This is a genomic window from Pseudomonas sp. SDT291_1_S447, from assembly GCF_054070155.1.
This window is the reverse complement of sequence record NZ_JBSVXS010000390.1, coordinates 1-235: the sequence shown is the minus strand read 5'-3', so window position 1 is coordinate 235 and position 235 is coordinate 1. Positions and strand designations below refer to the sequence as shown.

The window sequence follows — 235 nt, the reverse complement described above, 5'->3', positions numbered from 1 at the left end:
TGTGGGTTTTGCATGGCTTGATTCTCTTGGCACCTTGGCGTAGCTGCGCAGTTTAGCAGGCGGGGGCGTGCTAGACTCGCGACCGTTTTACCCAACCTTTGCATTATCGACACGGAACACCCATGGCCAAACGCCAGCTCAACCGTCGCCAAAACTGGCGCATCGAAAAGATTCAAGGTGAACGCGCCGCTCGCGCCGCCAAACGTGAATCCTCCGCCGTGGAAGCGCTTGAAGG

At 57.9% G+C, this 235-nt stretch carries 1 pseudogene; it reads left to right on the top strand.

The annotated features are described in order from the left end of the window. Nucleotides 1-122 precede the first annotated feature (122 nt). Nucleotides 123-235: pseudogene (locus tag ACW9IR_RS30040) on the top strand (ribosome biogenesis GTPase RsgA); the annotation flags it as partial.